This is a genomic window from Streptomyces sp. NPDC103540 (genome assembly GCF_055584445.1).
Window position 1 is genome coordinate 1 of sequence record NZ_JBVJMA010000011.1, and the last position, 25,547, is coordinate 25,547.

The following is a 25,547-nucleotide window of genomic DNA, read 5'->3' on the forward strand; positions in this document are numbered from 1 at the left end:
GACCCTGTGGGAGAGTAGGACGCCGCCGAACAATCATTGTGGGAAAGCCCCGCACCTTATGGTGCGGGGCTTTTCTGCGTTTACGGCCAGGTAGGTGCCCGGGCCGGCCGCAGGTTCCACCGTTTACCGGTACGAGCTTGCCGTGAACCTGAGCTGACGACTCGTACGCTGGGCCGATGGGCTATGAGCTGGTCATCTTCGACAACGACGGCGTCCTCGTGGACAGCGAGCCGCTCGCGAACTCCATCCTCGCCACGTACCTGACGGAGCTGGGCTTCCCGACGACGTACGAGGAGTCCCTGCGGGACTACATGGGCGCCGCCGTGCACCGGGTGCACGACCTGGTCTACGAGCGGACCGGGCGGCGGCTGCCCGAGGAGTTCGACCACACCCTCCAGGAGCGGGTGGCGGCGGCGTTCGAGCGGGAGGTGCGGGCCGTCCCCGGTGTGACGGAACTGCTGGGAGAACTCTCCGCGCTGGGGATCCCGTACTGCGTGGCCTCCTCCGGGAGCCACGCGCGGATCCGCGCCGGCCAGAGCGGTGCCGGACTCGGGGAGTGGTTCGAAGAGGAGTGGATCTTCAGCGCCGAGGACGTGGGCAAGGGGAAGCCGGCGCCGGACCTGTTCCTGCACGCTGCGGACATGATGGGCGTAGCCCCCGCGCGGTGCGTGGTCATCGAGGACAGCCCCCTCGGGGTGGAGGCCGCGCGGGCCGCCGGGATGGACGTCCTCGGCTTCACCTCCATGACGCCCGCCGAGGGACTCGCCGGTGCCACCGCCTGCTTCGGGGAGATGAAGGAGCTCTACCCCCTCCTCGGATTGGGCGTGTGATCTCTCTACCCACGGGTAGGGCCGGGCCCTACGCTGTGCCGCCATGACGGTTGAGGCACGTGATGCACGGCTGCGGCGCGGGCGCGGCGCACTGGGGTTCGGCTTCTTCGTGCAGGGCGTCGCCTTCGCGCTGCTCGTGACGCGGATCCCGGCGATCCAGGACCGGTACGGGATATCCGACGGGCTGCTGCCCGCCTTCCTTGCTGCCGTGCCGATCCTCGCCGGGGTCTCCAGTGTGGCCACCGAGCACCTGGTGAAGCGGGTCGCGCCCAGTGTCGTGCTGCGGTGGGCGCAGCCCGTGGTGCTGTTGGCGCTGCTGGGCGTGGGGGCCGGCGAGCGGATGTGGCACGTGGCGCTCGCGCTCGGGGTGTTCGGGCTCGCGGTGGGGGCGCTGGACGCTTCGATGAACATGCTGGGCGTGAGCCTCCAGCGGGCGTACGGGCGCAGCATCATGCTGGGTTTCCACGCCTCGTACAGCCTCGGCGGGATCCTGGGGGCGTCCGCGGCGTGGGTCGGGGCGCACTGGCACCTGAGCCTGTTGGCGGGGTACCTGCCGGCGGTGGCGGTGTTGCTGCCGCTCGCGTTCGTGGGGAGCCGGGCCTACGTGGACGCCGTCGACGGGGGCGGGGGACCCCGGGGGGCGGAGCAGGAGAAGGGGCTGGGCGCCGGCGGGGGGAGGTTGTTGCTGCCGCTGTGCCTGGTGATGGCGTGCGCGTACATCGGGGACTCGACGGTCGCGAACTGGAGTGCCAAGTACCTCCAGGACGTGTTGGGGAGCTCGGAGCAACTGGCGACGGTCCCCTACAACGTGTACATGGTGACGACGCTGATCGGGCGGGCCGTGGGGGACCTCGGGGTGCGTCGGTTCGGGGCGGTGGCCGTGGTGCGGGCGGGGTCGGTGGTGGCGGCCGGTGGTTTCGCGGTGGTGGCGTCCGCGCCGGGGGCGTGGGTGGGGATGCTGGGGTTCACGTTGCTGGGCGTCGGGTTGTGCGTGATCGTGCCGCAGACCTTCGCCGCGGCGGGCCGGCTCTTCCCGGGGGCCTCGGACACGGCGGTGGCCCGGCTGAACATCTTCAACTACGTGGGTTTCCTGATCGGTTCGCCGTTGGTGGGGGCGATCGGGGACGTCTGGAGCTACCGCGCGGCGATGCTGGTGCCGATGGTCCTGGTGCTGGTGACGCTGGTGTCGACCCGCTCGTTCGGCGCGGACGGCGCCCGATACCGTGTGCGGCATGAGCGGCGAGCCGGTGACCGGGTTGTTGATGTGGGACGAGGCGGTAACGAGGTATGACTTCGGACCGAGCCATCCGATGGACCCGGTGCGTCTTGCCCTGACCATGGGCCTGGTACGGGCCTTCGGGCTGGACCGGGAGATGGAGGTGCGGGCGGCGCCCGCGGCCGGGGACTCCACGCTGAGGTTGGTCCACCGCGAGGACTACGTGGACGCGGTGCGGGAGGTGTCGGCGGATCCCGGTGTGGCGGACGGCTCGTACGGGCTCGGGACCACCGACGATCCGGCGTTCCACGGGATGCACGAGGCCTCGGCGCTGATCGCGGGGCAGTCGGTGGCGGCGGCGGAGGCGCTCTGGCACGGGGAGCCGGGCGGGCACGCGGTGAACTTCGCGGGGGGCCTGCACCACGCGATGCCGGGCGGTGCGGCGGGTTTCTGCGTGTACAACGACGCGGCGCTCGCGATCGCGCGGCTGCTGGAGCTGGGGGCGGAGCGGGTCGCGTACGTGGACGTGGACGTGCACCACGGGGACGGGGTGCAGGCGGCGTTCTGGGACGACCCGAGGGTGCTGACGGTGTCGGTGCACGAGCATCCGCGGACGCTGTTCCCGCAGACGGGTTGGCCCGAGGAGACCGGTGGGGGCGCGGCCGAGGGGAGCGCCGTGAACCTGGCGCTGCCGGCCGGGACGGGTGACGAGGGGTGGCTGCGGGCGTTCCACGCGGTGGTGCCGGAGCTGTTGGAGGACTTCCGGCCGCAGGTGCTGGTGACCCAGCACGGGGCCGACACGCACTTCGAGGATCCGCTCGCGCACCTGGCGGTGTCGCTGGACGCGCAGCGGGAGGTCCAGGAGGCCTGTCACCGGTTGGCGCACGCGTACGCGGACGGGCGGTGGCTGGCGCTCGGCGGCGGGGGCTACGCGGTGGTGGACGTCGTTCCGCGGTCGTGGACGCACCTGGTGGGCATCGCCGCGCACCGGCCCGTGGATCCGGCGTCGGAGGTGCCGCGGGAGTGGCGGGACGAGGTGTACGCGCGGACGCGGCAGCTCGCGCCGGCGCGGATGACGGACGGGCGGACGGTGGAGTGGCGGGACTGGGAGGAGGGTTATGATCCGGCCGATCGGATCGACCAGGCGGTGTTGGCGACGCGGCGGGCGGTGTTCCCGTTGCGGGGGATGCTGACCTGAGGGGTCGTCGGGCGGATCGGTTCGTTACGCCAACTGTGGGGCGGTCGCGTGGAATTGATGAACCGCCAGGTGTCGTGCGGCAGCATCGGAGGGTGTTGAGCACCGGCGCGCTGCGTGCGCATCTGCTGGCCGCCCGTCTGGCCGGGCCCGTCGCGACGACGCGGGAGGAGAGCCTGCGCAGTTACCGTCTGTTCGCCGCGCGGGATCCGCGGGTGCTGCTCGGGCTGGATCCGGTACGGGTCTGGGACGAGGGTGCACTGTTGGGGCTGATGGCGGACAAGTGCGGGGTGTCGGGTGATCCCGCGCACGTCAGCGGGCCGGACGTGATCGATCCGGAGCTGACGGTCGCGGCCCTGGAGGCGTTCGGGGAGCGGTTGGGGGCGGCGGTGCGGGCGCGGTCGCCGGTGTTGTTCGGTACGGGACACCCGCATCGGCTCCTGGGCTTCTACGCCGCTTTGGCCCGTGCGGTGTCGGCGGCGGGATGTGTTGTCCTCACTCCGGCGCGGGGGGTCCATGTCGACATGGCGACCCGGTTCGGCGTACGTACGCACCGCATCGATTACGTACGGGGGGTCGCACTGGTGCGGGAACCCGGCGCGCGTGGGGCCGGGAGTGTCACCGGCGCACACACCCATTCCCCGCTGCCGGTTCGGGTCGCTCTCGGGGCGTCGGTGGATGCCGGCGAGCCGTTGCCGGAGCTGGTGGTTGGGGACCACGGTTGGGTCTGCGGTGCAGGTCAGCTGGGTATCGATGCGATCGGGCTGGCCGATACGGATGATCCCGCGCTGTTCGTGGGGGAGGCCGAGGGGCGGGTGGCGGTGACGGTTCCGCTTGATGACGGGGTGCGCCCGGAGTCGTACCGGCCCCTCACGGGGTATGTCCTTCGACGCGCGAACCTGCCGGGGCGTCAGGAGTGGCCGTAGCTCCTCTTCCCCACTCGTATCACGCGCCCCTACTCTGGGGAGTGAGCGTGCGACGACGAGGAGTAACCGGAGGGGAAGCCGGTGCCCGTCATGCGCGGAAGGTCAAGGTGTGTCATGGCTGCTGGCGAGAGGCCTCTCAGTGAGGTTCAGTTCCTGACCGTGGCGGAGGTCGCCTCGGTGATGCGAGTGTCGAAGATGACCGTGTACCGGCTGGTGCACAACGGTCATCTGCCCGCGATCCGGGTGGGCCGGTCCTTCCGGGTCCCCGAAAACGCGGTCCACGAGTACCTCCGGGAGTCCTTCGTGGGGGTGGAGTCGGCCTGAGAGTGAGGCTCAGGGCAACCTACGGGGGCCCTCGGATTACAAGCTCGGACTTCGGGCGGGTAGGCTAGGCCGACGTAGGTCGTGTGGGCCCAGACGCCCCGCACCGATCCCCGCTGGCGCGGGGATGTTCCGAGAAGTGAGCGAGGGTAGTCGTGGGCTCTGTTATCAAGAAGCGGCGTAAGCGGATGGCCAAGAAGAAGCACCGCAAGCTGCTCAAGCGCACCCGCGTCCAGCGCCGTAACAAGAAGTAAACGGTAGCTGTACGTGTTCTCCGCAGCCCCTCCACCATCCTGGTGGGGGGGCTGCGGTGCAGCCGGGGTACTTCTTCGAGGGAGGCGCTGAGCTCGTGGGGAAGGTCGTGCTCGTCACCGGGGCAGCCAGAGCGCTGGGGGGCCGCTTCGTGCGCCGCGTCCAGCGGGACCCGGACGTGGACAGGGTCATCGCGGTCGACGCGGTGAGCCCGCCGCACCGACTCGGCTCCGCCGAGTTCGTGCGCACGGACATCAGACAGTCGGCGATCGCCCGCGTCCTCGCGGAGCACGCCGTGGACACGGTGGTCCATCTGGCGGTCACCGGAGGCAGTGCGGGGGCTCCCGGTGCGCGCAGCACCGTCAAGGAGACCAACGTCATCGGGACGATGCAGCTCCTCGGGGCCTGCCAGAAGTCCCCGACCGTACGACGGCTCGTCGTGAAGTCCAGCACCAGTGTGTACGGGGGCACGGCGCGGGATCCGGCCGTCTTCACCGAGACCACCCAGCCGAAGTCGCTGCCGTCGGCCGGCTTCGCCAAGGACGCCGCCGAGGTCGAGGGCTACGTGCGCGGGTTCGCCCGCAGGCGGCCGGACGTGGCGGTGTGCGTGCTGCGCTTCGCGAACATCCTGGGGCCCTACGCGGACTCGGCGCTCGCCGACTACTTCTCCATGCCGGTCATGCCGACGGTCCTCGGCTACGACCCGAGGCTCCAGTTCGTGCACGAGGACGACGTGGTGGACGTGCTGCGCCTGGCGGCCGGGGAGCCGCGGCGCGGGACGCTGAACAGCGGCACCTTCAACATCGCGGGCGACGGCGTCCTGCTGCTGTCCCAGTGCTCGCGCCGGCTCGGACGGCCGACGGTGCCGCTGGTGCTGCCCGCGGTGACGTGGGTGGGCCACGCGCTGCGCGCGGTGGGGGCGACGGACTTCTCGCCCGAGCAGATCCGGCTGCTGACGCACGGGCGGGTCGTGGAGACGACGCAGATGCGCGACACACTGGGCTTCGACCCGATGTACACGACGGCCGAGACGTTCACGGACTTCGCACGCAGCCGGGGGACCGGGCTGCTGCCGCCGGAGCGGGTGGGGCGGGCCGTGGACCGGGTGGCGGGGTTGCTGAAGGTGGACGAGGGAGTGGAGCGATAGTGGCGGACGCCAAGGTCATCCCGTTCGACGAGGACCGGCCGCGCCGCCGGGGTCCCGCACGTGCGGTGCGGGCGGTGCCGCCCCCTGCCCCCGAGAGCGCCCCGCGGGCCGCCGCCGCGCCCGAGGAGCCCGAGGAGTCCGTGGAGTCCGTGGAGGCGGCGGGCGGGTCCGCGCGGGGCGGTGGTTGGGACCGGCGGATCGCCGGCGGGCTGTCGTTCCTGCGTCGGCGGATCACCGGCGACTACGAGGTCGACGACTTCGGTTACGACAAGGAGCTGACGGACCAGGTCCTGATGTCCCTGATGCGGCCGCTGTTCGACAAGTACTTCCGGGTCGAGGTCAAGGGCATCGAGAACATCCCGAAGGAGGGCGGCGCGCTGATCGTCGCCAACCATTCGGGGACGCTCCCGTTGGACGGGCTGATGCTCCAGGTCGCCGTGCACGACCACCACCCGGCGGAGCGGCACCTGCGGCTGCTCGCGGCGGACCTGGTGTTCATGCTGCCGGTGGTGAACGAACTCGCGCGCAAGGCCGGTCACACCCTGGCGTGCGCGGAGGACGCGCAGCGGCTGCTGGAGGCCGGGGAGCTGGTCGGGGTGATGCCCGAGGGCTTCAAGGGGATAGGGAAGCCGTTCGGTGAGCGCTACAAGCTCCAGCGCTTCGGGCGGGGCGGGTTCGTCTCGACGGCGCTGCGGGCGGGGACGCCGATCGTGCCCTGCTCGATCGTGGGCGCGGAGGAGATCTATCCGATGATCGGCAACGCGAAGACGGTGGCCCGGCTGTTGGGGGTGCCGTACTTCCCGGTGACGCCGACGTTCCCGTGGCTGGGGCCGTTGGGGGCGGTGCCGCTGCCGACGAAGTGGACGATCCAGTTCGGGGAGCCGATCCCGACGGACGGGTACGCGGCGGAGGCCGCGGAGGACCCGATGCTGATGTTCAACCTGACGGACCAGGTCCGGGAGCAGATCCAGCACACGCTCTACAAGTTGCTGGTGCAGCGGCGGTCGGTGTTCTTCTGAGGAACGTCTCCCGAGGGACGTTCCCCTGAGGGGCGTTTTCGCACACGGGTGAGCGCCGGCGGGGCCTGGGGCCCCGCCGGCGCTTCGTGCACCGCGACCTACTCCGCGTCCTCCGCCTGGATGCCCAGGCCCGGGAGGAGGCCCGGGAGGAGCGGCGGGAGGGTGATGTCCGGCTTCGGGTGGTCCGGGGTCGCCGAGGTGGGCGGCGCGGACTGGCCGGGGGCCGGGGGGTGCAGGAGGTCGCCCGTACCGCCCAGGAGACCGCCTCCGCCCTGCTGCGCCGGGGGCCGGCTGCCGGTGGAGGGGCTGGGCGCCGCGGGGGTGGCCGGGGCGGCGGGCGCGTCGGCGGCCGGTGGGGGCTGCTGTTGCTGTCCCGTCGCGGGCGCGCTGGGTCGGGGCGTCGACGACGAGCCGCGGGACTGCTCCGGCGGCTTGGGCAACAGGCCCTGGAGCGGCGCCACGTCATCGTCTATGGCCTGGAAGACCGAGGACACCTGGTCCCCGACGTCCGTGAGCTGCGGGGGCAGGTTGGACCGCAGTCGGCCCCACGCGTCGCGGTGCGAGCGGGAGAACGAGGACAGGGCCTGGATCGGGCCGAGCGAGCCGTCCCGTTCGTACGCCGCCTGGAGCAGCCGGTGGCCCTCCGTCGCGTCGTGCTTCATGCCCGCCAGCGCACGGCGGATCGCGCCCAGGGACTCGTGGTCCAGGGTGCCCGTGCGCCCGCGCTCCATCAGCCTGCGCGCCTCCGACAGCCGGTTCGAGGCCTGGTCGAGGTAGAGCTCGCCCCGGTCCGAATCCTCGTCGGCCATGCCCAGCTTGAGATCCTCCATGCCCCGTTTGATGGGGTAGAGGGAGTCACCCGGCAGGGCGTCCGTGCTGGCAGCGGCCACTCCGCTGAAGGCCCCTGCGGCCACACCCACGGTGAGGCCTCCCGCTGCGATGCCCTTGGACCAGCGGGAGCGGGGCCGCAATTTCCGGAGCGAGGTCGCCCGGTGGGCGCCGCGGCCGGTCCGCTGCTCGGGCACCAGAGGGTCCTCGGCGGCACCGCCTCCCGCCCTCTGCTCCATCACCATGGCCTCCATGGCGGCGACGAGCTGCGCTCGTTGCACCACTTTGACCTCGGGGTCCAGCACCGGGCGCGGCATTCTTTCGCCGAGTACGTTCGCCAGGGCCAACAACCGGTCGTGGTCGGCAGGTTCGGCAGGTGCCTCGGACTGCTCGGCCGCCGGGTCCGGTGCGGAGGGGTCGGACGGGGTCCGATCCTCCAGGGCCTGGGCGAAGGCGTTCGCCCGCCGGTGCGGAGTCACGTTCGCGATCACTGGCGGCACCTCCTCTCGTCATGACGATCGACTCCCCAAGGTGTCCGGAAGGTTGCCTTCCTTGAGCACATCCACACTTTCGGGTGAGCGGCTTCGGGCAGGGCGTGTCCAAAGGGAGCCTGCATTCCGCACAACGAGCGGCGCGGCACTTGGGTTACGGACGAAGGATGATCGGACCACAGCGTCATCGAAGGGTCACCGTATGTGAGGTTGTTTGTCGTGGTGGCATGGGTGGCGACAGGGGCATGGGTGTGGGTTCGGCTCGGGGTGGTGGACCGGGCCGGCGGGGCCGGGGCCGGTCAGCGGGCGTCGTCCGGCAGCAGGCGGGCCAGGGTGCGCACCGCCCGGTACTGGAGCGTTTTGATGGCGCCCTCGTTCTTCCCCATCACGCGGGCGGTCTCGGCGACCGAGAGGCCCTGGAGGAAGCGCAAGGTGACGCACTCCTGCTGTTGCGGGTTCAGTTTCCGTACGGCTTCGAGCAGTGCCGCGTTGGAGAGGGACTCCAGGACGGAGTCCTCGGGGCTGCGCTCCACCTCGTTGGCGTCGAGCATCTCGCCGGTGGTGACCTCCAGCCGGAAGCGGCTGGACTTGAAGTGGTCCGCCACCAGGTTCCGGGCGATGGTCACCAGCCAGGCGCCGAAGTCGCGGCCCTGCCAGGTGAAGGTGGAGATGCGGCGCAGCGCGCGCAGGAAGGTCTCACTGGTGAGGTCCTCCGCGGTCGCCTTGCCCCCGACGCGGTAGTAGATGTAGCGGTACACCGTGTCGCTGTACTGGTCGTAGAGGCGGCCGAAGGCCTCGGCCTCGCCGGCCTGGGCGCGTTCGACCAGGTCCATCATGCGGGCCTGGTCGCTGTCCGCGGTGGGGCGGCGTGCGGTGGGGGCGCTCGTGCCGCCGCCGGCGCTCGCGCCGCCCGTGCGACCGCGTCTGCCCACCGTCGCTCCGCCGTCGGTGAGGGCGTAGCAAGGGCCGGCCGGGCCGGGTCCGGCGGGGATCGCGGCGGCGAGGGCGGGGACGGCGTACGCGGTGGGGACGAAGCCACGCAGGTGGTCGAGGACCGTTGCGCGCAGCGTAGCCAGGCCCGAGGCGTCAACCCCGACAGGTGGGTACACGGGACTCCCAGAGGCAGAGCTTCCATCACGTGCAGTGCGGGACCGTTCACCCGTCGTGGCGACAGATGGGCGGTGGCATGCGTTTGAGGAGAATAACGCTTCGTACAGGCAGCGCTACACCCAGTTGCTGAAATCACCGGTTCCGACACTTCTGTTGCGTGTCCAGGGCATATTCAGATCTGGTTGGTGATCGATTCTTGATCACTTGCATGCACGGAATGGACGCTTCCACGGTGGCTCCCGACCGAGTCGGGCATGCCGGAGTGCCGCGCCCACGGCGCGGGTAGAGGTGAGCGAATGAACGCCGGGCGGCCCCCCTGCGGGGGCGGGCCCGGCGTCCTCACGTGCGGCGTCGCTACTTGCGGCGGCGGTGCAGGGCGATGGCGGCGGCCGTGCCGCCCGCGATGGCGCCGACGCCGGCGGCGGCCGGGACGCCGACCTTCACGGCCTTGCGGCCGGTGCGGTAGTCGCGCAGTCGCCAGTCGTTGGCGCGGGCATGCTTGCGCAGTTTCGTGTCGGGATTGATCGCGTACGGATGTCCGACCAGCGACAACATCGGAATGTCGTTGTGCGAATCGGAGTACGCGGCGCAGCGCGCGAGGTCGAGGTCCTCGGCGGCGGCCAGGGCGCGGACCGCCTCGGCCTTGGCGGGGCCGTGCAGCGGTTCGCCGACCAGTCGGCCGGTGTAGACCCCGTCGACGGACTCGGCGACGGTGCCCAGGGCGCCGGTGAGGCCGAGGCGGCGGGCGATGATCGTGGCCGTCTCGACGGGGGCGGCCGTGACGAGCCAGACCTTCTGACCGGCGTCGAGGTGGGCCTGGGCGAGGGCGCGGGTGCCCGGCCAGATCCGCTCGGCCATGTACTCGTCGTAGATCTCCTCGCCGATGGCCATGAGTTCGCTGACCTTGTGGCCCTTGACGATGGACAGGGCGCTGTCGCGGGCGTCCTGCATGTGGTCGGGGTCCTCGACGCCGGCGAGCCGGAACCAGGCCTGCTGCCAGGCGAAGCGGGCCAGTTCGCGGCGGCGGAAGAACTCGCGCTTGTAGAGGCCGCGGCCGAAGTGGAAGATCGCGGCGCCCTGCATGACGGTGTTGTCGAGGTCGAAGAAGGCGGCGGCGAGGTCGTCGCCGGGGACCGGGAACTCCGGCTCGTCGGACTCGGCGGCCTCTTCGGCCAGGCCGTCGAGGACCTCGTCGAGGGCCTCGGCGGTGTCGATGGAGTCGAGGTCGGCGGGGTACGGCGCGGCGTCGGGCAGGGCTTCGGTGCCCGGTGGGGCGGTGTCCGCCGCCGTGAGGGCGGTCTTGCGGGCGGCTTCGGCCGAGGCCTCGCCTGCCAGCACGCTCCGCGCGGTGGCGGAGCGCCTACGGGGGGTGAGCCATCCGGGAGCGGCCATGACGCGAGCATAGCCATTGTGTTCGGGACTTCCCGAACCGCCGGGAAACGGAGCGGTTAACTCTTCGGGGCCCGCCCTGCGGGGCGGGACAATGAGGACATGACTCCGTTGCTGCGCCGTAAGGAAAAGAAGCGTCCCGAGGAGCGGCTGGTGACGCTCATCGGGAAGCCGGGCTGTCACCTCTGCGACGACGCCCAGGAAATGATCGAGAAGATCTGCGCCGAGACCGGGGCGCGGTGGGAGAAGAAGGACATCTCGCAGGACGAGGAGCTGTACCGCCTCCACTGGGAGCAGATCCCGGTGGTGTTGGTCGACGGCGAACAACACACCTTCTGGAGGGTGAACCCCGACCGGCTGCGCCGCGCATTGGGAGCCTGACCGTCCCGACCGTTACCATCATGGGCGATTTATGGGGACTCGGGGGCGTATCGATGAGGAGTGTGTGCGGTTTTGCCCCCTTCGGGATTTGAACGGGTTCGGGCCGTTCTCGGTTCCGGGGTTCCGTACCCGGTACGCGTGACCCCGGTCACTTTGCTCGGACAAAGCGGACACAATCTTTGTGCACGCGTTCACAAAGACATAGCCTGCATTCGACGGGGCGGTCCTGGGACAACTGGCCGCCTGCAGCCCCGCTCATCCCGCAGGAGCATCGTGGCAACTGGCCGAACTCACCGACCGGCGACCCGCAGCCGAGGTATTCCCGAGGCCACTGTCGCCCGGCTTCCGCTGTACCTGCGCGCCCTCACGGCGCTGTCCGAGCGATCGGTCCCCACGGTGTCCTCCGAGGAGCTCGCGACCGCCGCCGGCGTGAACTCGGCGAAGCTGCGCAAGGACTTCTCCTACCTCGGGTCCTACGGCACCCGCGGCGTCGGCTACGACGTCGAGTACCTCGTCTACCAGATCTCCCGCGAGCTCGGGCTGACCCAGGACTGGCCGGTCGTCATCGTCGGCATCGGAAACCTGGGCGCCGCCCTGGCCAACTACGGCGGTTTCGCCTCGCGCGGCTTCCGCGTGGCCGCGCTCATCGACGCCGACCCGGCGATGGCGGGCAAGCCGGTCGCCGGCATGCCCGTGCAGCACACCGACGACCTCGAAAAGATCATCGAGGAGAACGGCGTCTCCATCGGCGTCATCGCGACCCCGGCCGGCGCGGCCCAGCAGGTGAGCGAGCGGCTCATCGCCGCCGGCGTGACCTCCATCCTGAACTTCGCGCCCACCGTGCTGTCCGTCCCGGACGGCGTGGACGTGCGCAAGGTCGACCTGTCGATCGAGCTCCAGATCCTGGCCTTCCACGAGCAGCGCAAGGCCGGCGAGGAGGCCGCGGCCGGCGGTGCCCCCGGCGCCGCCGAGGCCGAGGCCGCCCCCGCCGGTACCGGTTCGGGTACGGGCGCCGCCCCCGCGGCCGCCGTCGAGCCCCCGGCCGGCCGGGCCGCCGCGGCCGCCCGCAAGGGCGGTCCCGAGGGCGACGTGCCGGCGGTGATGCCGGCATGAGTCTGCTCGTAGTGGGCCTGAGCCACCGCAGCGCGCCCGTGAGCGTGCTGGAGCGGGCCTCCCTGTCCGTCGACGCCAAGGTGAAGCTGCTGCACGACACGCTGGCCACCGAGCCGGCGACCGAGGCGGCCGTCCTCGCCACGTGCAACCGCATCGAGCTGTACGCGGACGTCGACAAGTTCCACGCCGGTGTCGCCGAGCTGTCCACGCTGCTCGCGCAGCACAGCGGCGTCGCCCTGGAGGAACTGACCCCCTACCTGTACGTGCACTACGAGGACCGGGCGGTGCACCACCTGTTCTCGGTGGCGTGCGGACTGGACTCGATGGTGGTCGGCGAGGGCCAGATCCTCGGCCAGATCAAGGACGCGCTGGCGCTGGGGCAGGAGCTCCACACGGCGGGCCGGCTGATCAACGACCTCTTCCAGCAGGCCCTGCGGGTCGGCAAGCGGGCGCACTCGGAGACCGGCATCGACCGGGCCGGGCAGTCGCTGGTGACCTTCGGGCTGGAACAGCTCGCCGCGCACCGTCCGGTGGCCGAGTGGGCCGCGGGCAAGCGGGCGCTGGTGATCGGCGCCGGGTCGATGTCCTCGCTCGCCGCCGCCACGCTGGCGCGGGTGGGCGTCGCCGAGATCGTGGTGGCCAACCGCACCGCCGAGCGGGCGGACCGACTCGTCGAGATTCTGGTTGCCTCAGGCACTGGGGTGTCGGCGCGTTCCGTGCCGATGGCCTCGGTCGCCGACGAGCTGACACGTGTTGACGTGGTGGTGTCCTGTACGGGCGCCACCGGACTGGTCCTGACCGGCGACGACGTCGCGGCCGCGGTGGCCGGCGTCGACGCGGCGGCCTTCGCCCACGAGGCTCCCCCCGCGCCGCGCGCGCCCGAGTCCCCGGCCGCCGGCGGCGCCCTCGTCGACGCCGCCGTCGTGGCCCGGCTCGCCGCCGCCTCCCAGGCCGGGGTTCGCCTGGCCGACGCCGGAGTGGCCCGCACCATCGCACCCGGCGCCGACCGCGACGGATGCCCCGTCGAGGCACCGGCCGGCGACGGCCGGGCCGCGCTGACCGGCGTCGACGCCGGCTCCCTCGAACTCCACGGAGCCTGGGCCGACCAGGGCGAGGCCGCCGCGCAGAGCCGGCCCCGCCGGGCCGTCCGCAGCAGCGTGAACGGCACCGCCGTACGCCTGGCCCTGCTGGACCTGGCCATGCCCCGCGACATCGACGCCGCCGCGCACCGCGTGCCCGGCGTACGGCTCGTCGACATCGAGAGCCTCGCCGAGGCCTCCGCCGACGCGCCGATGGCCGCCGACGTGGACGCCGTACGCGGCATCGTCGCCCAGGAGGTGGCCGCCTTCGGCGCCGCCCAGCGGGCCGCGCACATCACGCCCACCGTCGTCGCCCTGCGGGCGATGGCCGCCGAGGTCGTCGCCATGGAGGTGGCACGGCTCGACGGGCGGCTCCCCGACCTCGACGAACGGCAGCGGGCGGAGGTCACCCAGACCGTGCGCCGCGTCGTCGACAAGCTCCTCCACGCGCCGACCGTGCGCGTCAAGCAGCTCGCCAGCGAGCCCGGCGGCGCCGGGTACGCCGAGGCGCTGCGCGAACTCTTCGACCTCGACCCTCAGACGGTGGCATCCGTCAGCCGGGCGGACGCGGCCGATCCGAAGACCGACGACCCAGGACGGGCATCATGAACACACGTCCCGACCAGCCCCTCCGGCTTGGCACGCGACGCAGCAAGCTGGCCATGTCCCAGTCCGGGCACGTCGCCGAGGCGGTCCGGGCGGTCACCGGCCGGCCCGTGGAACTCGTGGAGATCACGACCTACGGTGACGTCTCCCGCGAGCACCTCGCCCAGATCGGCGGCACCGGTGTGTTCGTCACCGCGCTGCGCGACGCGCTCGTGCGCGGCGAGGTCGACTTCGCGGTGCACTCGCTGAAGGACCTCCCGACCACCCAGCCCGCCGAGCTGGTCGTCGCGGCCATGCCGAAGCGCGAGGACCCGCGCGACGCGCTCGTCGCCCGCGACGGCCTGACCTTCGAGCAGCTGCCCGACGGCGCCCGCGTCGGCACCGGCTCGCCGCGCCGCACCGCGCAGCTGCACGCCTACGCGCGCAGCCTGGGCAAGTCCATCGAGACCGTCGCCATCCGCGGCAACGTCGACACCCGCATCGGGTTCGTCCGCGCCGGCGAGCTCGACGCGGTCGTCCTGGCCGCAGCCGGCCTCAACCGGATCGGCCGCGGCGACGAGGCGACCGACCTGCTGGCGGTCGACAACGTGCTGCCCGCCCCCGGTCAGGGCGCCCTCGCCGTCGAGTGCCTCGCCTCGGACGCCGAACTGATCGCGGCCCTCGGCCGGCTCGACGACCCGATGACCCGGGCCGCCGTGACCGCCGAGCGCTCCCTGCTCGCGGCCCTGGAGGCCGGTTGCAGCGCACCGGTCGGGGCGCTCGCCGACCTGCTGGCCGACGGCCAGACTGTCAATGAAATGCGCCTGCGCGGCGTCGTCGGAACCCTCGACGGCTCGACGCTGGTGCAGCTGTCCACCACCGGTTCCGTGCCCCAGTCGTACGACGAGGCCATGGCGCTCGGCCGTGAACTCGCGGACGAGATGCTGGCCAAGGGCGCGGCCGGTCTGATGGGGGAGCGATCCCTTTGAAGCCCTCAAGCCCCACCACCTCCGCTTTCCCGGCCGTCGCCGCCCAGGGGCTCGTCACCTTCCTCGGTGCCGGCCCCGGCGATCCGGGGTTGCTGACGCTGCGCGCCGTCGAGGCGCTCACCGCCGCGGACGTACTGATCGCCGAGCCGGACGTGCTCGACGTCGTACGCACCCACGCGCGCGCGGGCGTCGACACGCCGCAGCTGACGGTCGCTGACGAGGCGTCAGCAGCCGCCGGGGTCCCGGTGATCCGCGACGCCGCCAATCTTGTCATGGAGGCCGCGCGCGCCGGCAGGCGGGTCGTCCGTGCCGTCACGGGCGACCCCGGGCTCGACGGGAACGCGGCCGGCGAGATGCTGGCCTGCGCCAACGCGGGCATCCCCTTCGAGGTGGTCCCCGGTGTCGCCACCGCCGTCGGCGTGCCCGCGTACGCGGGTGTGTCGCTGCGCGGCGAGCAGGGCGCGGACGTGCGCTTCGTGGACGCCCGGACGGCCTCGGCCCGCTGCTGGAGCGAGGTGGGCGCCAGCGACGGCAGCCTCGTCGTCTCCGCCACCCTGGAGACGGTCTCGGCCGCGGCCGCCGAGCTGGTGTCGGCGGGCCGCAGCCCCGAGACCCCCCTGACGGTCACCGTGGGCGGTACGACGACCCGGCAGCGCACCTGGTGCGCGACGCTGGGCACGATCGCCCAGGTCTTCAAGCAGGGCAAGGTGCTCCCCTCGCCCGAGGGCTCGCGTCCGGTGATAGCCGTGGTCGGCGAGCAGGGCGCGAGCGCGCGCCGCGAGGAGCTGGCCTGGTTCGAGTCGAAGCCGCTGTTCGGCTGGCGGGTGCTCGTGCCGCGCACCAAGGAGCAGGCCGCTTCGCTCTCCGACCAGCTGCGTTCGTACGGCGCGGTGCCCCACGAGGTGCCGACCATCGCCGTGGAGCCGCCGCGCACCCCGCAGCAGATGGAGCGGGCGGTCAAGGGCCTGGTGACGGGCCGCTACGAGTGGATCGCCTTCACCTCGGTCAACGCCGTCAAGGCGGTCCGGGAGAAGTTCGAGGAGTACGGTCTCGACGCGCGCGCCTTCGCGGGCATCAAGGTCGCCGCGGTGGGCGAGCAGACGGCCGCCTCGCTGATCGAGTTCGGCGTGAAGCCGGACCTGGTGCCGAGCGGCGAGCAGTCGGCCGCCGGGCTGCTGGAGGACTGGCCGCCCTACGACCCGGTCTTCGACCCGATCGACCGCGTCTTCCTGCCGCGCGCCGACATCGCCACCGAGACGCTGGTGGCGGGCCTGATAGAGCTGGGCTGGGAGGTCGACGACGTCACGGCCTACCGGACCGTGCGCGCGTCGCCGCCGCCGGCGGACACCCGCGAGGCGATCAAGGGCGGCGGCTTCGACGCGGTGCTGTTCACCTCGTCGAGCACGGTGCGCAACCTCGTCGGCATCGCCGGCAAGCCGCACAACGTCACCGTCATCGCCTGCATCGGCCCGGCGACGGCCAAGACGGCGGAGGAGCACGGCCTGCGCGTGGACGTGCTGTCGCCGGAGCCGTCGGTCTCGAAGCTGGCCGAGGCGCTGGCCGCGTACGGCGAGGCCCGCCGCGAGGCGGCCAAGGAGGCCGGCGAATCGGTGGCCCGCCCCAGCGAGCGCCGTCCCGGCGCCCGCCGCCGCCGTACGACCTGACGTTCCGCGTCCCCACGGGGCCGGGTGCCGAGCGCACCCGGCCCCGTGGCATGTTCGAGACCATGGACCCGGACGAGGCGGTACGGATCGTCGAGGGGGGCTCCCCGGCGGCGTGCGGGGCGCTGCTCGGCGGGGACGCGGGGGCGGCGGTACGGGCCGCCGCCGGCGACGTCCTTGCCTCCGGCTACACCACCACCGGGACCCGGGCCGTCCTCGCCGACCTGCTCCGCGATCCGCGGCGGGCCGTACGACATGCGGTGGCGGCCTCACTGGCCACGTCCCTCGACCGGACACCGGCCGTCACGGCCCTGCTGGTCCCGCTCCTGGACGCGCAGGACCAAACGATGCGTCTGGAGGCCGCGTTCGGACTGTCCCTGCGCGACGACCCCCGCACCCCGGACGCCTACGCCCGCGTGGGCCCACTCGGCCCGGACCACGACGACGACCAACGCGCGGACGGCCTGTGGCGCTGGAGGCTCAGGAACGCACCCAACGGGTGAGGTCGACCCAGGCCTCCGGCGCGAGGGCGAGGGTGGGGCCGTCGGTGACCTTGGAGTCCCGGACGTGGACGGCGTGGGTGCAGGTGGCGATCTCGACGCATGTGTCGCCCTCGTCGCTGCTGTAGCTGGACTTGAACCACTTCAGGGGGACGGTCATGACTCTCCTAGCAGCCGGTCCAACAGGCTTTTCGTAGCAGTGATGTTGAGGGCTTGTGACCGCAGCATCGCGTACTTCTGCGTGAGGATACCGACCTCATCGGGGGACCGGATGACGAAGCTGACGCGCTGGTTCTCGGAGTACGCGACATGTTGGCGATCGGGCGTTTCCAGCAGGGTGAACGACCCGGCGAGACCTGCGTGACCAAGGAGTCCGAGAGGCAGGACCTGGAGTGAGATCGTGGGACGGTCGGCGCATGCGCGCAGGTGGCGTAGCTGTCCGCGTCGTACGTGGTCGCCGCCGATGCGGTCGCGTAGAGCCGCTTCCCCGATGATGAAGCTCAAGGTGGGCGGGGTGTCGCGGTAGAGGATTTTCTGCCGCTTGATGCGGAGTGCCGTTTGAAGTTCGATGTTCTCCTCGCCCCAGTACGGGATGCGGCAGCCGAAAAGGGCGCGGGCGTATTCCTCTGTCTGAAGCAGACCGGGCACGACCCCGGCTTCGTACATGTACATGGCGAGAGCCTCGGCCTCGTAGGCGAAGTACTCCTCCACCCAGGGCGGGGTCACGTCGACCGCCGGCATTTTGTTCGCCGCGACGGTCAGCAGGCCCGGCAAGCCGAGGACGCGGTCCATATCCTCGGCGACCTCCGGTACAAGGGTCCGTCGGCCCTGCTCGATCGAGGCGATGGTCTCGACGTTCATGTGCAGCTCTTCCGCGAAGGCGCGCTGCGTCAGGCCCTTGGCGGTTCGCGCGGTGGCGACCAGAGCGCCGACCATCCTCAGCGCGGTTTCGTTGGGCCGGGGCCTCTTGCGTGGTGGCATGCCTGTGAACTCCCCGGACGGGTACGAGGGATGCCGGTACGGACCCGTACTCATCAAGGAGTACGGGTTCCCGACCTTCCCCACGCTAGTCACGCACCGCGACGATCGCCCCGTGAACGTGGAAATCCAACCCGCCCTGCTGCGCGAGCGGTTCTATCCCCGCAGCCGTCAATCCGTCCGCTCGGCCAGGGAGTTCGCCGCAGAGACACTGCACGCGTGGGGTGTCACACGCCACCGCGACGAGGTGTTGCTGTGCGTGAGCGAGCTGGCCACCAACGCCCTGCTGCACGGCGTTCCGCCCGGGCGCGGGTACCGGGTGCGGATGCTGCGGTTCGAGGGGGTGGTGCGGGTCGAGGTGCACGACAGCGGGGGCGGGCGGCCCCGGATCGAGGACCGGGATCCGGGGTCCGAGGGCGGGCGGGGGCTTTTGCTGGTGGCGGCCCTCGCGGACCGGTGGGGGGTCGGGACGAGGGTGCCGGGCAAGGTGGTGTGGGCGGAGTTCGGGGACGGGGCGTCCGGTACGGGGCCGACCCCGGGCGGCCTCTAGGCTGGGTGGCGACTGCTGTCGAAGCTCGAAGAGGCGACTGAAGATGAGCGCGTACGGATCCTTCCCCGGCTCCCGGCCCCGCCGGCTGCGCACCACCCCGGCCATGCGGCGGATGGTGGCGGAGTACCGGCTGCACCCCTCGGACCTGATCCTCCCGGCGTTCGTCCGGGAGGGCATCTCCGAGCCGCTGCCGATCTCGGCGATGCCGGGCGTGGTCCAGCACAGCCGGGACACGCTGCGCAAGGCGGCGGTGGAGGCCGTCGAGGCGGGCGTGTCGGGGATCATGCTCTTCGGCGTGCCGGCCGACGAGAACAAGGACGCGCGGGGCACCGCCGGCACCGAGCCGGACGGGATCCTCCAGGTCGCGATCCGCGACGTGAAGGCGGAGGTCGGCGACGACCTCGTCATCATGTCGGACCTGTGCCTGGACGAGTACACCGACCACGGCCACTGCGGGGTCCTCGACGAGCACGGCCGCGTGGACAACGACGCGACGCTGGAGCGGTACGCGGAGATGGCGCAGGTCCAGGCCGACGCGGGCGTCCACGTGGTGGGGCCGAGCGGCATGATGGACGGCCAGGTCGGCGTGGTCCGTGACGCGCTGGACGAGACGGGTCACGAGGACGTGGCGATCCTCGCCTACACCGCCAAGTACTCCTCCGCCTTCTACGGCCCCTTCCGTGAGGCCGTCGCCTCCTCCCTCCAGGGCGACCGCAAGACCTACCAGCAGGACCCGGCGAACGCGCGCGAGTCCCTGCGGGAGCTGGCGCTGGACCTGGAGGAGGGCGCCGACATGGTCATGGTCAAGCCCGCCGGCCCCTACCTGGACATCCTGCACCGGGTCGCGCAGGCCGTGGACGTGCCGGTGTCGGCGTACCAGATCAGCGGCGAGTACGCGATGATCGAGGCCGCCGCCGAGAAGGGCTGGATCGAGCGCGACCGGGCGATCATGGAGACGCTGCTCGGGATCAAGCGGGCGGGCGCGGACACGATCCTCACCTACTGGGCGACCGAGGTCGCCGGTTGGCTGCGCGCCGAGCGCTGAGCGCCGTCCCGCGGTGGGCTCCCGGGGGTGCGTCGGCGTCGGCGCGGGCGCACCCTGGAGGCAGAGGCCCACTGTGGAGGTGATCCGCCATGCCCACTCTCGCAGGCTGGCACGTCGAGATGGAGTTCACCGAGGACGGCCACCGTACGAACGCGGCGGCGATGCTCAGGCTCGCCGACGGCTCCGAGATGCGGGCGAAGGGGTACGCGATGCGCCACCCCTCCGACCCGGAACAGTTGCGGGTCGGTGAGGAGATCGCCGGTTCGCGGGCGCTGATGGACCTGGCGTCGCAGCTGTTGTCGAAGGCGCACGGGGAGATCGACGAGGCCACGGGCAAGCACTCGTACCCGCTGACCCGCTGACCGTCCGACCCGTCGCACACCACTGGCGCTGACGCGCGGTCGGTCCGCGCGTCAGCGTGTGCGGGTCGCGGGCGCGCGCTCAGCGCGTGCGCCGGCGGAAGAGGACGAGGGTCAGGGCCACGGAGCCGACCAGGATGCCCGCGCACCAGGTGAGGGCCGTCCACGGGGTGTTGCCGGCGGGCTGGTCGAGCAGGAGCGCGCGCAGGGACTCGATCACCGGGGTCAGGGGCTGGTGGTCGGCGAAGCCGTGGAGCCAGCCCGGCATGGTGTCGATGGGGACGAAGGCGCTCGACGGGTAGGGCAGGAACATCATCAGGAAGGTGAAGCCGCCGGCGGCCTCGGGGGTGCGGGCGAGCAGTCCGAGGGCGGCCGCGAGCCAGGAGATGGCCGTGATGTACGCGACGAGGAGTGCGGCGGCGGCGAGGTAGGCGGCGGCCGAGGCCTGGGGGCGGAAGCCGATGGCGAGGGCGACGGCCAGGACGAGGGTCGTCGAGACGAGGTTGCGCACCACGGAGGCCGTGACGTGGCCGGCCAGGAGGGGTACGCCGCCGACGTCCAGGGAGCGGAAGCGGTCGATGGCTCCGCTGTGCATGTCGTGGGCGACGCTCACGGCGGTGCTCGCGGCGCCGAAGCCCGCGCAGAGCAGCATGGCGCCGGGGACCACGTAGGTGACGTAGGTGGTGCCGGTGTCGATCGCCCCGCCGAAGAAGTAGACGAAGATCAGCATCAGCATGATCGGCAGCATGAGGGCGGCGATGATCGCGTCCGGGCTGCGGCGGCTGACGCGCAGGCTGCGGCCGGCCATGGTGAGGGCGGTGGCGGTCATCGGGCGGCTCCCGTCAGGGCGAGGAAGACGTCGTCGAGGGTGGCGCCGCGCAGGGCGAAGCGGTCGACGGCGGTGCGGTCGGGGTCGAGTTCGTCGAGCAGGGCCCGTACGTGGGCGGCGCTGCCGTCGGTGGGCAGGCCGAGGGTGAGCGCGTCGGGGTCGTGGTGGACGGCGCGGGCGGCGAGGGCCTCGTAGGCGGTGCGGCTGGTCAGGGTGAGGTCGAGGCGGTGGCCGGCGACGCGGGCCTTGAGCTCGGCGGGAGTGCCCTCGGCGGCGACGCGGCCGGAGTCGAGGACGGTGACGCGGTCGGCGAGCCGGTCGGCCTCCTCCAGGTACTGGGTGGTGAGCAGGACGGTGGTGCCGTCGGAGCGCAGTTCCCGTACGACGTCCCAGAGTTCGGCGCGGCTGCGGGGGTCGAGGCCGGTGGTGGGCTCGTCGAGGAAGAGGACCTCGGGGCGGGTGACGAGGCTCGCGGCGAGGTCCAGGCGGCGGCGCATGCCGCCCGAGTAGGTCTTGGCGAGGCGGTCGGCGACCTCCGACAGTCCGAAGCGTTCGACGAGTCCGTCGGCGCGCGCGGCGGCGTCGCGGGCGGAGAGCCCGGCGAGCCGGCCGACCATGCGCAGGGTCTCGGTGCCGGTCTGGAGGTCGTCCAGGGCGGTGAACTGGCCGGTGAGGGAGATGCGTTCGCGTACCCGGGTGCGGGCGCCCGCGATGTCGTGGCCGGCGACGCGGGCGGTCCCGGAGTCGGGCGCGGTGAGGGTGGCGAGGATGCGGACGGTGGTGGTCTTGCCCGCGCCGTTGGGGCCGAGGAGGGCGAGGACCGAGCCGCGGGGGACGGCCAGGTCGAGGCCGTCGAGGACGCGGGTCTCGCCGTAGGACTTGGTCAGGGCGGAGGCGTACAGGGCGTGGTCGTTCGTCGTCACGGGGACACGAATCCCTTCTGCGTATGGGTTACACGCTTCTGTGTAAGTAATACACAGAACTAGGATGTGGGTCAACGAGACGAGAGGGGAGGGGCGACATGGAGAAGGACCAACCGGACGAAACCGGGCTCCCGGTGAGCCTGCAAATGGCCTGGGGCCTGCGCGAACGCCCCGGCAAGGGCCCCCGCCCCACCCTCACCCTGCCGAAGATCGTCGACGCGGCCGTGGCCCTGGCCGCCGCCGAGGGCATGGACGCCGTCTCCATGGGCCGCGTGGCCAAGGAACTCGGCGTCTCCACCATGTCGCTCTACCGCTACGTCACGGCGAAGGAGGAGCTGCACATCCTGATGTCGGACGCGGGCGTGGGCGCCCCGCCGCCGCTGCCGCCCGAGGCCGCCGACTGGGGCTGGCGGGAACGGCTGACGCGGTGGGCGCACGACCAGCGGGCCGTGCTGATGGCCAACCCCTGGATCCTGCGCATCCCCATCACCGGGGCACCGCTCAGCCCCAACCACCTCGCCTGGATGGAGCGGGGGCTCGCCTCGATGGCCGGCGCCGCCCTGAAGGAGGGCGAGAAGATCTCGACGATCATCCTGATCGGCGGCCTCGTGCGCAACGAGGCCGTCATGGCCGCCGACATGATGGAGGCCATCGTGAAGTCCGGCGTCCGCCCGGACCAGGTGCTCGGACAGTACGTCCGCACCCTGCGCCTGCTCACCGGCCCCGAGACCCACCCCGCGGTGACCCGGCTGCTGGAATCCGACGCCTTCACCGGCTCCGACGAGCCCGACTTCCAGTTCCGCTTCGGCCTGGACCGCATCCTCGACGGCCTGGCCGCGCTGATCGACGGGCGGTCGCCCGCGCGCTGAGCGGATCGGCTCGGCGCGCGGGACCGTCCACGGCCCGCGGGGTCCACAGGCTGTGGACGACGGCGGAGGCCGACGTCAGGCCGGGTCCTCCTGCGTCGACGAGGTGATGATCGAGAACGCCCCGCCCTGCGGGTCGGCCAGGACCGCCATCCGGCCCGCCACCATGTCGAACGCCGGGGCCAGGACGGTGGCGCCGGCGCGGACGGCCGCGGCCTGTACGTCGTCCACGCTGTCCACGTGGAAGTACGGCTGCCAGTGCGGGGGCACCCCCGGCGGCATCTTGGCCATGTCCATCATCCCGCCCACCGCGCGACCGGCGACCTGGAACTCGATGTAGTCCTCGGCGCCGGGCATCTCGGAGCGGTGCGTGGTCACCGGCAGGATCGAGGAGTAGAACGCGGACGCGGCCGGCAGGTCCGGGGTGGTCAGCTCGTTCCAGATCAGCGCGCCGTGCTCGTTGACGATGCCCGCCCCGTCGAAGGTGCCGGCCTCCCACAGGCCGACGACGGCCCCCGTCGGGTCCGCGATCACGGCCATCCGGCCGAGGTCCATGACGTCCATCGGACCCATCATGACCGTGCCGCCGGCGTCGGTGACGGACTTGGCGGTGGAGTCGATGGAGTCCGTCGACAGGTACGTCGTCCACACCGTCGGGGGCAGCGGGTCGGGGATCGAACCGTCCGGGTTCATCGCCTTCATGATCCCGGCGACCGGCTTGCCCTTGAGGGTGCAGACCGCGTACCCGCCCTGCTCGGCGGGACCGACCTCGCCCTGCCAACCGAACAGGTCGCGGTAGAAGTCGAGGGCGGCCTGCTGATCGGGGACCATCAGGTCGATCCAGCACGGGGTGCCGGGCTTGTAGGGGCCGTTCATGTCGGGCACGGATGCCTCCGGGATGACGCTCGGGGGAAGGACGGGCCGTCCCCTACCCGGGCTCCGACGGCGAAATCGAGCCGTACGGGTGAACCGTTCCTCCCGCGCCCCCGGCCCCGGGAACGCCGACGGCCCCCGGCGCGGGTGCGCCGGGGGCCGTCGGGCGTGCGTCAGAGCTTCTCGGGGGTGCGGATGCCCAGCAGGGACATGCCCTTCGAGAGCGTGCGGGCGGTCAGGTCGCACAGGAACAGGCGGTTCTCACCGACCGCGAGCTCCGGCTCCGGCTTGATGACGGGGCACTGGTCGTAGAACGTCGTGAACAGCGAGGACAGCTGGTAGAGGTACGCCGCCACCTTGTGCGGGGCGTACTCCGCCGCGGCCTCGCCGATCAGCGCGCCGAAGCCGTCCAGGTGCAGGCCCAGCGCGCGCTCGGCCGGCGCCAGCTCCAGCTCCGGGTGCGCGGCCGGCCGGCGCTCGCCCGCCTTGCGCAGGATCGAGCGGATACGGGCGTAGGCGTACTGGAGGTACACGGAGGTGTCGCCGTTCAGCGAGACCATCTGGTCCAGGTCGAACTTGTAGTCACGAGCCGCCGAGGTCGACAGGTCCGCGTACTTCACGGCACCGATGCCCACGTACTGGCCGTTCTCGACGATCTCCGCCTCCGTCAGGCCCACCTTCTCGGCCTTCTCCCGGACGACGGCCGTGGCCCGGTCCACCGCCTCGTCCAGGAGGTCGACCAGACGGACCGTCTCGCCCTCACGGGTCTTGAACGGCTTGCCGTCCTTGCCGAGGACCGTGCCGAAGGCCAGCTGCACGGCCTTGACGTCCTCGTTCAGCCAACCGGCGCGGCGGGCCGTCTCGAAGACCATCTTGAAGTGCAGCGACTGGCGCGCGTCCACGACGTAGATCAGCGTGTCGGCCTCCAGCGCGCCGACGCGGTCACGGATCGCCGACAGGTCGGTGGCGGCGTAGCCGAAGCCGCCGTCCGACTTCTGCACGATCAGCGGCGTCGGGTTGCCGTCCGGGCCCTTGTACTCGTCGAAGAACACGCACAGCGCGCCGTTGGAACGGACGGCCACGCCCGACTCCTCCAGCAGCTTGCAGGTCTCGACCAGCATGTCGTTGTAGCCGGACTCGCCGACCACGTCCGGGTCCTGGATGTCCATGTCCAGCTTGTTGAAGACCGAGTAGAAGTAGATCTTCGACTCGTCGACGAACCGCTGCCACAGCGCCAGCGTCTCGGGGTCCCCGGCCTGGAGGTCCACCACCCGGGCACGGGCCCGCGTCTTGAACTCCTCATCCGAGTCGAACAGGGCCCGCGAGGCCTTGTAGAGGCGGTTCAGGTTGGACATGGCCTCCTCGCCGGAGACCTCCTCCTCCGACTCGTGGTCCAGCTCGTGCGGGTGCTCCAGCAGGAACTGGATCAGCATGCCGAACTGGGTGCCCCAGTCGCCGATGTGGTGACGACGCACCACCTTCTCGCCCGTGAACTCCAGGATCTCGACCATGGCCGCGCCGATCACCGCGGAACGCAGGTGACCGACGTGCATCTCCTTGGCCACGTTCGGCTGCGCGTAGTCGATCACCGTGGTGCCGGCCGTCGGCGACAGCGGCACGCCGAGCCGGTCGTCGGCGGAGCGGGCCGCCAGGGTCTCGACGATCGCCCGGTCGGAGACCGTGATGTTCAGGAAGCCGGGCCCGGAGACCTCGATCTCCTTGATCAGGTCGCCGTCACCGGTCGGGATGCCCTCGACCACGGTCGTCGCCAGCTCGCGCGGGTTGGCCTTGGCCTTCTTCGCGAGCGCCAGGATGCCGTTGGCCTGGAAGTCGGCCCGGTCGCTTCGTCGCAGCAGCGGGTCGGCGGCGCCGGCCTCCGGCAGAGCGGAGGCGAGGGCGTCCGCGACGCGCTGTTCGACGGAGGAAGCGAGGGAAGGGACCGATGCCATGAGCTGCCGTTCCTGTGAGTCGGTTGGTGAGTGTCGAGTATCCCATGGGGGGCCTGTCCACATTCCGGGATTTACGGTCGCCCGACGGCGGGCGGCACACGGCGGTCCGGTGCGCGCGGGCAACCTCCGAGGGCCCGCTTCCG

Annotated in this window: 27 protein-coding genes; 18 read left to right on the forward strand and 9 right to left on the reverse strand. The window is 71.8% G+C overall.

What is annotated here, in order from left to right:
• Positions 1–176: 176 nt before the first annotated feature.
• The 8 genes from ACZ6ZI_RS25475 (at position 177) to ACZ6ZI_RS25510 (ending at position 6,906) form a co-directional block, all read left to right on the forward strand.
• The gene (locus tag ACZ6ZI_RS25475) at positions 177–830 is read left to right on the forward strand and encodes an HAD family hydrolase (protein ID WP_469524481.1); all 654 of its coding nucleotides are present in this window, start codon (positions 177–179) and stop codon (positions 828–830) included.
• Between the two features lie 43 nt (positions 831–873).
• Positions 874–2,121: an MFS transporter gene (locus ACZ6ZI_RS25480; RefSeq protein ID WP_469524482.1), complete on the forward strand. Its 1,248-nt coding sequence runs from the start codon at positions 874–876 to the stop codon at positions 2,119–2,121.
• Complete coding sequence (locus ACZ6ZI_RS25485) at positions 2,093–3,244, forward strand: acetoin utilization protein AcuC (RefSeq protein ID WP_469524879.1); 1,152 nt, start codon at positions 2,093–2,095, stop codon at positions 3,242–3,244. The genes ACZ6ZI_RS25480 and ACZ6ZI_RS25485 overlap by 29 nt, the downstream gene beginning before the upstream one ends.
• A gap of 92 nt (positions 3,245–3,336) precedes the next feature.
• Positions 3,337–4,167: a phosphatase gene (locus tag ACZ6ZI_RS25490; protein ID WP_469524484.1), complete on the forward strand. Its 831-nt coding sequence runs from the start codon at positions 3,337–3,339 to the stop codon at positions 4,165–4,167.
• Positions 4,168–4,281: 114 nt separating this feature from the next.
• Positions 4,282–4,491 carry a helix-turn-helix domain-containing protein gene (locus ACZ6ZI_RS25495; protein WP_162688852.1) on the forward strand — a complete coding sequence of 70 codons (210 nt, stop codon included), beginning with the start codon at positions 4,282–4,284 and terminating at the stop codon, positions 4,489–4,491.
• Positions 4,492–4,643: 152 nt separating this feature from the next.
• The gene (locus ACZ6ZI_RS25500; RefSeq protein WP_003948845.1) at positions 4,644–4,742 is read left to right on the forward strand and encodes a 30S ribosomal protein bS22; all 99 of its coding nucleotides are present in this window, start codon (positions 4,644–4,646) and stop codon (positions 4,740–4,742) included.
• 95 nt (positions 4,743–4,837) lie between these two features.
• Positions 4,838–5,887 carry an NAD-dependent epimerase/dehydratase family protein gene (locus ACZ6ZI_RS25505; RefSeq protein WP_469524485.1) on the forward strand — a complete coding sequence of 350 codons (1,050 nt, stop codon included), beginning with the start codon at positions 4,838–4,840 and terminating at the stop codon, positions 5,885–5,887.
• Positions 5,887–6,906 carry a lysophospholipid acyltransferase family protein gene (locus ACZ6ZI_RS25510; protein WP_469524486.1) on the forward strand — a complete coding sequence of 340 codons (1,020 nt, stop codon included), beginning with the start codon at positions 5,887–5,889 and terminating at the stop codon, positions 6,904–6,906. Before ACZ6ZI_RS25505 ends, ACZ6ZI_RS25510 begins: the two co-directional genes overlap by 1 nt.
• Before the next feature lie 98 nt (positions 6,907–7,004).
• On the opposite strand, the gene ACZ6ZI_RS25515 is transcribed toward ACZ6ZI_RS25510, so the two are convergent.
• From ACZ6ZI_RS25515 to ACZ6ZI_RS25525, 3 genes are all read right to left on the reverse strand, one after another.
• The gene (locus ACZ6ZI_RS25515; RefSeq protein ID WP_469524487.1) at positions 7,005–8,225 is read right to left on the reverse strand and encodes a DUF5667 domain-containing protein; all 1,221 of its coding nucleotides are present in this window, start codon (positions 8,223–8,225) and stop codon (positions 7,005–7,007) included.
• Positions 8,226–8,524: 299 nt separating this feature from the next.
• Positions 8,525–9,334, reverse strand: a complete 810-nt coding sequence (locus ACZ6ZI_RS25520; RefSeq protein WP_363061437.1) for an ECF subfamily RNA polymerase sigma factor, BldN family — start codon at positions 9,332–9,334, stop codon at positions 8,525–8,527.
• Positions 9,335–9,689: 355 nt separating this feature from the next.
• Complete coding sequence (locus tag ACZ6ZI_RS25525) at positions 9,690–10,727, reverse strand: HAD family hydrolase (RefSeq protein ID WP_469524488.1); 1,038 nt, start codon at positions 10,725–10,727, stop codon at positions 9,690–9,692.
• A gap of 99 nt (positions 10,728–10,826) precedes the next feature.
• Between ACZ6ZI_RS25525 and ACZ6ZI_RS25530 the strand changes: the two genes are divergently transcribed.
• From ACZ6ZI_RS25530 to ACZ6ZI_RS25555, 6 genes are all read left to right on the forward strand, one after another.
• Positions 10,827–11,105 carry a glutaredoxin family protein gene (locus tag ACZ6ZI_RS25530; RefSeq protein ID WP_469524489.1) on the forward strand — a complete coding sequence of 93 codons (279 nt, stop codon included), beginning with the start codon at positions 10,827–10,829 and terminating at the stop codon, positions 11,103–11,105.
• 273 nt (positions 11,106–11,378) lie between these two features.
• Positions 11,379–12,218 (forward strand): redox-sensing transcriptional repressor Rex, encoded by an 840-nt coding sequence (locus ACZ6ZI_RS25535; protein WP_469524491.1) that lies wholly within the window; start codon positions 11,379–11,381, stop codon positions 12,216–12,218.
• The gene (locus tag ACZ6ZI_RS25540; protein ID WP_469524493.1) at positions 12,215–13,906 is read left to right on the forward strand and encodes a glutamyl-tRNA reductase; all 1,692 of its coding nucleotides are present in this window, start codon (positions 12,215–12,217) and stop codon (positions 13,904–13,906) included. The genes ACZ6ZI_RS25535 and ACZ6ZI_RS25540 overlap by 4 nt, the downstream gene beginning before the upstream one ends.
• The gene (gene hemC, locus ACZ6ZI_RS25545) at positions 13,903–14,871 is read left to right on the forward strand and encodes a hydroxymethylbilane synthase (RefSeq protein ID WP_469524495.1); all 969 of its coding nucleotides are present in this window, start codon (positions 13,903–13,905) and stop codon (positions 14,869–14,871) included. The genes ACZ6ZI_RS25540 and hemC overlap by 4 nt, the downstream gene beginning before the upstream one ends.
• Positions 14,868–16,535: a bifunctional uroporphyrinogen-III C-methyltransferase/uroporphyrinogen-III synthase gene (locus tag ACZ6ZI_RS25550; protein ID WP_469524497.1), complete on the forward strand. Its 1,668-nt coding sequence runs from the start codon at positions 14,868–14,870 to the stop codon at positions 16,533–16,535. Before hemC ends, ACZ6ZI_RS25550 begins: the two co-directional genes overlap by 4 nt.
• 50 nt (positions 16,536–16,585) lie before the next feature.
• On the forward strand, positions 16,586–17,035 hold the full coding sequence (locus ACZ6ZI_RS25555; RefSeq protein WP_469524499.1) for a HEAT repeat domain-containing protein: 450 nt from the start codon (positions 16,586–16,588) through the stop codon (positions 17,033–17,035).
• On the opposite strand, the gene ACZ6ZI_RS25560 is transcribed toward ACZ6ZI_RS25555, so the two are convergent.
• Together ACZ6ZI_RS25560 and ACZ6ZI_RS25565 are read right to left on the reverse strand one after the other, a co-directional pair.
• Complete coding sequence (locus ACZ6ZI_RS25560; protein ID WP_469524500.1) at positions 17,013–17,192, reverse strand: DUF397 domain-containing protein; 180 nt, start codon at positions 17,190–17,192, stop codon at positions 17,013–17,015. The two genes, ACZ6ZI_RS25555 and ACZ6ZI_RS25560, sit on opposite strands and share 23 nt — an antisense overlap.
• Positions 17,189–18,013: a helix-turn-helix domain-containing protein gene (locus ACZ6ZI_RS25565; RefSeq protein ID WP_469524501.1), complete on the reverse strand. Its 825-nt coding sequence runs from the start codon at positions 18,011–18,013 to the stop codon at positions 17,189–17,191. The genes ACZ6ZI_RS25560 and ACZ6ZI_RS25565 overlap by 4 nt, the downstream gene beginning before the upstream one ends.
• A gap of 112 nt (positions 18,014–18,125) precedes the next feature.
• Between ACZ6ZI_RS25565 and ACZ6ZI_RS25570 the strand changes: the two genes are divergently transcribed.
• From ACZ6ZI_RS25570 to ACZ6ZI_RS25580, 3 genes are all read left to right on the forward strand, one after another.
• Complete coding sequence (locus tag ACZ6ZI_RS25570) at positions 18,126–18,560, forward strand: ATP-binding protein (RefSeq protein WP_469524503.1); 435 nt, start codon at positions 18,126–18,128, stop codon at positions 18,558–18,560.
• Positions 18,561–18,603: 43 nt separating this feature from the next.
• Positions 18,604–19,605 carry a porphobilinogen synthase gene (gene hemB / locus ACZ6ZI_RS25575; RefSeq protein WP_363061456.1) on the forward strand — a complete coding sequence of 334 codons (1,002 nt, stop codon included), beginning with the start codon at positions 18,604–18,606 and terminating at the stop codon, positions 19,603–19,605.
• Positions 19,606–19,694: 89 nt separating this feature from the next.
• Positions 19,695–19,967 carry a DUF1876 domain-containing protein gene (locus ACZ6ZI_RS25580; RefSeq protein WP_363061457.1) on the forward strand — a complete coding sequence of 91 codons (273 nt, stop codon included), beginning with the start codon at positions 19,695–19,697 and terminating at the stop codon, positions 19,965–19,967.
• 79 nt (positions 19,968–20,046) lie between these two features.
• On the opposite strand, the gene ACZ6ZI_RS25585 is transcribed toward ACZ6ZI_RS25580, so the two are convergent.
• Together ACZ6ZI_RS25585 and ACZ6ZI_RS25590 are read right to left on the reverse strand one after the other, a co-directional pair.
• On the reverse strand, positions 20,047–20,793 hold the full coding sequence (locus tag ACZ6ZI_RS25585; protein WP_469524506.1) for an ABC transporter permease: 747 nt from the start codon (positions 20,791–20,793) through the stop codon (positions 20,047–20,049).
• Complete coding sequence (locus tag ACZ6ZI_RS25590) at positions 20,790–21,716, reverse strand: ATP-binding cassette domain-containing protein (protein WP_469524508.1); 927 nt, start codon at positions 21,714–21,716, stop codon at positions 20,790–20,792. The genes ACZ6ZI_RS25585 and ACZ6ZI_RS25590 overlap by 4 nt, the downstream gene beginning before the upstream one ends.
• Positions 21,717–21,814: 98 nt before the next feature.
• Between ACZ6ZI_RS25590 and ACZ6ZI_RS25595 the strand changes: the two genes are divergently transcribed.
• Positions 21,815–22,585, forward strand: a complete 771-nt coding sequence (locus ACZ6ZI_RS25595; RefSeq protein WP_469524510.1) for a TetR/AcrR family transcriptional regulator — start codon at positions 21,815–21,817, stop codon at positions 22,583–22,585.
• A 75-nt stretch (positions 22,586–22,660) separates the two neighbouring features.
• Here ACZ6ZI_RS25595 and ACZ6ZI_RS25600 read toward each other — a convergent pair whose 3' ends face one another.
• Complete coding sequence (locus ACZ6ZI_RS25600) at positions 22,661–23,458, reverse strand: VOC family protein (RefSeq protein WP_469524880.1); 798 nt, start codon at positions 23,456–23,458, stop codon at positions 22,661–22,663.
• 170 nt (positions 23,459–23,628) lie between these two features.
• Entirely contained in the window at positions 23,629–25,404 is a 1,776-nt protein-coding gene (gene argS / locus ACZ6ZI_RS25605) for an arginine--tRNA ligase (RefSeq protein WP_469524512.1), read from the reverse strand.
• Positions 25,405–25,547: the final 143 nt, after the last annotated feature.